Origin of the sequence: Hallella sp. (assembly GCF_037460745.1) — a bacterium.
GTDB classification, from domain to species: domain Bacteria; phylum Bacteroidota; class Bacteroidia; order Bacteroidales; family Bacteroidaceae; genus Prevotella; species Prevotella faecis.
In genome coordinates this window covers 1-3,828 of sequence record NZ_JAXVAE010000049.1, presented here as the reverse complement: position 1 = coordinate 3,828, position 3,828 = coordinate 1, and the positions used below count along the sequence as shown (strand labels likewise).

3 protein-coding genes are annotated in these 3,828 nt (G+C 57.5%); 1 reads left to right on the top strand and 2 read right to left on the bottom strand.

Annotated features, from left to right (window positions below; all coding sequences use genetic code 11):
* Positions 1 to 334 precede the first annotated feature (334 nt).
* Complete coding sequence (gene cdd, locus WKK33_RS01295) at positions 335 to 814, bottom strand: cytidine deaminase (RefSeq protein WP_215759166.1); 480 nt, start codon at positions 812 to 814, stop codon at positions 335 to 337.
* A gap of 27 nt (positions 815 to 841) precedes the next feature.
* A complete protein-coding gene (locus WKK33_RS01290) occupies positions 842 to 2,290 on the bottom strand; it encodes a choice-of-anchor Q domain-containing protein (protein WP_337932133.1) in 1,449 nt (482 codons plus the stop codon).
* A gap of 170 nt (positions 2,291 to 2,460) precedes the next feature.
* On the opposite strand from WKK33_RS01290, the gene WKK33_RS01285 reads away from it, so the two are divergent.
* Entirely contained in the window at positions 2,461 to 3,807 is a 1,347-nt protein-coding gene (locus WKK33_RS01285; RefSeq protein WP_337932131.1) for a hypothetical protein, read from the top strand.
* Positions 3,808 to 3,828: the final 21 nt, after the last annotated feature.

Genomic DNA, 3,828 nt, shown 5'->3' with positions numbered 1-3,828 from the left:
AGATGGCTAACCGTGCCTCGATTGGGAAGGTTTCGCAGCGGGGTTAGGCATGTTTTGAGGGACGAAACATGCCTAACGGCAATGCAAAATGTTGAATGAGGACTGCCGAATACAAAGCAACCAACACAACACGTTGATTGTTAGGAAATTACAAAACCATGCTAAAAATCGTGTAATTGCCGCGAATGTTTGCGTCGCGGAAAAGAAACGTGTAGATTTGGCTATAGATTGTTTATCCTTTTCACAATACATCTCTACCCCGCCCTTCGCACCTTTCATGCAGGGGCTACTGAGCGGGTGGAAGTAGCGTGTCTTGGCTTCTTGATGCGTTTTCCTATCGCATATCTGCCTCGACGAAGGAGAGTGGCAGCAGGTCGCGCACGCTTTTCAGCCTATATACCCCATCGGTTCCGCAGAGCAGTATTTCGATGGGTTGCTGGTATCGGTCCTCTATCTCGAGAATTACTTGCCTGCAGGCTCCGCAGGGCGACACGGGTTTGGCTCTCAGCCCATTGTTGTCGGCTGCCGCTATGGCCAAGCACTTGATGGGCTGTTCGGGGTAGTTGGCTTGTGCTCCGAAGATGGCGGTTCGCTCGGCGCAGAGCCCGGAGGGATAGGCTGCGTTCTCCTGGTTGGCCCCTATCACGATGCGTCCGTCGTTGAGCCTCAGGGCTGCTCCCACCCTGAACCCACTATATTTGGCGTAGGCGTTGCTGGTGGCCTTGGCTGCCGCTTGCACCAGTTGTGCCTCCTCGGCAGATAGTTCGTCTTGTTGGCAATAATCCATGTGGATTTCGATGGTCAGTTTTTCCATGTCTTAGGTTTTTGCTCGTTGTTGGTGTTACTCTGTTTTCGGCTCTATCCACTCGAATGCTCCCACGTCGGGCTTGTCGTCGCGCTTTCGCCCCTTTCTGTCGGTTGGCAGCGCCGTTTGGGGGTTGGCCTTTCCGATGGCGGAGGAGAGCGAGGAGAGCTCGAAGTTGTAGATGAGGTTGTCGGTGTCGATATTGGCGAAATGCTTGTCTCCGCAATGGGTGGTGTCGGCCACGTCCTCAAACACCACCTGTGTGAAGCGTACGCTATCGGCCGTGGTGACCTTGGGTGTGCGTAGGATGCAATGGTCGAAGAGGTACTGGAAGGCCACGGCCGTATCGCCCGCCTCGCCCATCAGCACGTCGTCGGCATAGCCTGTTACGAGCGTGTTGCTCACCGAGAGGTTGACGAGCGGCGCCTGCGTGGATGTGAACTGCAGGGCTGCTCCCCGCCTTGCGTCGAAGGGGTAGAACTGTGCGAGGGTGCACTGGTTGAGGGTGGCGTTGCCGCCATCGATGCGCAGGCAGCTCTCGAGCGTGTTGGTTATCTGGCTGTTGAGAAGCGTGAGCTTGGCGTGGGTGGCGTGGAGGCCATAGCCTTGGCAGTTGTGGATGGTGGAATGGTCGAGGGTGAGCTTCTGGAGCTCCACATCCGACGAGTCGGCCACCACGCCATGGTAGGCGCTATGGATATCGGTGAACGCCAGGTGGTTGTTGTAGCTCGATGCATAGAACCTGACGCCCTGCCATTGCCCCGGCACGCGGTCGTAGGGGAGGTAATCGAACATGCGGTCGATGCGGTCGCCGCGCAGCACCACCTCGCGCCCCTCCTCGCCGAGGGCCTTGAGGGTGCCGCGGACGTTCATGCCCGCGTCGTTGTGGAAATAGAGGGTGGTGCCCGGCGCTATGGTGAGCGTGGCTCCGCTGTCGACCTCCACGCCACCGTAGATGATGATGGGTTTCTGCTGGGCGCTGATGAGCGAGTCGCGGGTGATGTGTACGTTCGTTAATTTCAGCGCGTCCCACGTGTAGGTCCTGAGGTTCACCTTCTGCTCCACCCCACTCTCCAAGGTGAAGATGAGGTCGTCTTGGCATAGCTGCGGGTCGGGCTGCCCATTCTCGGGCGAGGTGAGCTCCACAAACACGCGTATGCTATCCTTGTTGCGCACCTCGATGCCAGAGGCGGCATAGCCCGACGATGGTGCGAGGTATTGGCCGTCGACGTTTACCCGGAAGCCTGTTGCCGCACCGTTGGCGAGGCGCACGCTTTGGCAGCGCAGCCCGTCGCCCGAATGGTTGTAGACCCAGAAGGACCGGGTTGCCGTGGGCACGTTGGAGAAAACGGTGTCGATGTTGACGGTGTCGACCGAGAGGGTCAGCACATGAGAGGGTGCGGTGGTGAAGCTGTCGTCGTCGGTGCACGACGAGAGGACGCCCAGCAACATCATGACACACATATATATTGTTTGTTTCTTCATGCTTATATAACGCCCGAACGGTCATAATATTGTATGGCACAACGGGCGCACCGCATGTTTTTGGGTTGCGCGGCTCACATGGCGCACGCATCATGGCGCACGCATCATGGCAAAAAGTTTGGGTAAGCGAACAAATATGGCTAATTTTGCAGAACAATAGCAAAACGGAAATGGAACTCACCTATCTATATCATAGCGGCTTTGTGGTGGAAACCGATCGCTGCGTGTTGGTCTTCGACTACTGGATGGACCCCGCCAACGTCATGGAACGCCTCCTGAATCCCTGCGGCGACAAGCACGTGTATGTGTTTGTAAGTCATTTTCACAGGGACCATTTCAACAAGCACATCTTCGGGTGGCGGGAGGCGAACCCTCGCACAGCCTTTACCTACCTGCTATCGCGCGACATTCTCGACCACCATTGTGCCGCCAAGGAGGCGGCCGACGCTTGGATGGAGAAGGGCGACCAATGGCACGACCACAACATTAGCGTGACGGCCACAGGAAGCAACGACAGCGGGGTGAGCTGGGTGGTGGAGGTGGAGGGGAAACGCCTTTTCCACGCTGGCGACCTCTGCAACTGGTATGCCCGTTTCGTTTCCGACAACACGCCCGAAACCATCTACAGCCACGAGTTTGGCATGTGGGTGAACCCTGCCGAAGAGGAGCGGAGGTTCTTGCGAGAGCTCAACGACATAAGCGAGGTGTGCCCAACGGTCGACATCGCCATGTTTCCCGTGGATGGCCGCATAGGCAACGGCTACACGCTGGGCGCAAGGCAGCTGATAAGCCACCTTCGCGTGAAGTTGCTGGTGCCGATGCACTTTGTGATGAGTGGCTTTGAGAGCGCGTGGCGCATGGAGCCCTACTGCGCAGAGCGGGGCGTTACGTTCTGGAAGGTCAGGAGGGCGGGCGACCGCCTGACGGTCATCGACGATTGGGCGATACGGCAAGCCACCCTGGCCGACCTACCCCACCTGCTCGGCATCTTCGCCATGGCGCGCAAATACATGGCGGAGCATGGCAACCCCACGCAATGGACCGATGGCTACCCGAGCGAGCCACTGGTAAGCGACGACATAGCGAGCGGCGACTGCTATGTGTGCGTGCGGGCAAACAAGATTGTGGCTACGTTTGTGCTTCGCGAAGGTGTGGATCCCACCTACGAGGTGATAGAAGAGGGGGCGTGGCCCAACGACGACCCATACGCCACCATTCATCGCATAGCCTCGAACGGCGAGGTGAAAGGCGTGGTGAGCCTGTCAATAAAATTCGCCCTACAACACCACGACACGCTACGCCTCGACACGCATCGCGACAACATCGTGATGCAACGAGCGATAGAAAAAGAGGGGTTCGAATATTGTGGGGTGATCCATTGTGCGAGGCATAAGTGGCAAGCGGCGGGCGGCTCCGGCGACGCGACCCAACAACACGACCCAACAACGGAGCGCCTGGCATATCTACTCAGCAAGAAAGCACCCTGGGGGTGTGTCAAAATTCACACCCTCTTTTAAAATATCACAAAGCCCGAACTT

Bases quoted from the DNA above. Each gene is read 5' to 3' on its own strand.
- cdd (WP_215759166.1), bottom strand. From the start codon at position 814: ATGGAAAAACTGACCATCGAAATCCACATGGATTATTGCCAACAAGAC.
- WKK33_RS01290 (WP_337932133.1), bottom strand. From the start codon at position 2,290: ATGAAGAAACAAACAATATATATGTGTGTCATGATGTTGCTGGGCGTC.
- WKK33_RS01285 (WP_337932131.1), top strand. From the start codon at position 2,461: ATGGAACTCACCTATCTATATCATAGCGGCTTTGTGGTGGAAACCGAT.